The following is a 1,130-nucleotide window of genomic DNA, read 5'->3' as shown; positions in this document are numbered from 1 at the left end:
ACTGTCAAATATCTTTCGCACATTTGGTCTTCAGGCGACGACGGCTCCTTGGGTTTGGTCCGCGAATAGCGGGGTCATGTTCATGTACTTGCGGGTGGACCATTGGGTTCCGGCGATGTGACGCAGGCGGGCCGCGGCCAGGTTCCGGCAGGACTTTCCGTCTGGAAAGGCGCCTACGACCCGCGTTCGCCTTGCCGAAAAGAGCCAATATCAGTTGGACCTGCAAGCGCTGCACCGCGTGCGCTCCAGGCTTGTGGCGCGCCGCGACAAGCAATCAGATCCGGGCGTTCTTGATTGAGCAAGGCATCACCGTGCGCGCTGGAAGACATGCACTGCAGAGTTCGTTTGAGGCGATCCTTGAAAACCGGCGGGCAGAAATCTCACCGCGGATGCGCACCACCCTCCTGGTGCTCTATGGCGACTGGCTCTGAATCGACGAAAGGATCAAGGCGATCTCATCGGAAATAGAAGAGATCGGCCGGTCGGAGGAGAACAGCGCCAACATTATGACCATCCCGGGGATCGGCCGCCTGATCTCGACTGCCATAGTCGCGGCAATTGGCCAGGGCGACGTGTTTGACCGCGGCCGGGACTTTGCCGATTAGGTCGGTCTCGTGCCGCGCCAATTCAGTACTGGAGGGAGAACAATCCTTGGTCGGATCAGCAAGCGCGGCAATGGCTATTTGCGAATGCTGCTCGTTCAGGCCGCCAATGTCATCCTGATGCGCCCTCATCGCTGGGATGCTTTGGGCTTTGAACCTTGGATAAGAAGCGCTGTCGGCCGCATGCCGCATAACAAGGCCGCCGTTGCCTTGGCTAACAAACTGGCCCGCACCGCATGGAGTGTTTTGCGCTATGGCTCAACCTGTGAGCCAAACAGGAATGAGCCTCTGGGCGCAAAGGGTCACCGAAGTTCGCGAAGGAGAATAGCTTGGAACGGAGAAACGACGCCTCCAAAGTCTGAGAGCCAATTGGGTCGTCACAGATCCGGACAGTAATGAGACCAAGGCGCGTTCGTAACCCACAGTGGCAACGGCCCGCGAGCCGACAAAAAGGCCGGATACATATGAGCGACTTCCGCAAGCCACGCAAAAATCTCAGTTGCGAACAGCATCGGTCAATAATTGGCC

General features: G+C 58.1%; 1 pseudogene. It reads left to right on the top strand.

Features of this window, described 5'->3' with window-relative positions:
- Positions 1-196 precede the first annotated feature (196 nt).
- Positions 197-863: pseudogene (locus L1069_RS23720) on the top strand (IS110 family transposase); the annotation flags it as partial.
- Positions 864-1,130: the final 267 nt, after the last annotated feature.

The sequence above is a fragment of the Leisingera sp. MMG026 genome, from assembly GCF_021654205.1.
In the GTDB taxonomy this organism is placed as follows: Bacteria; Pseudomonadota; Alphaproteobacteria; order Rhodobacterales; family Rhodobacteraceae; genus Leisingera.
This window is presented reverse-complemented; position numbering and strand designations above follow the sequence as displayed.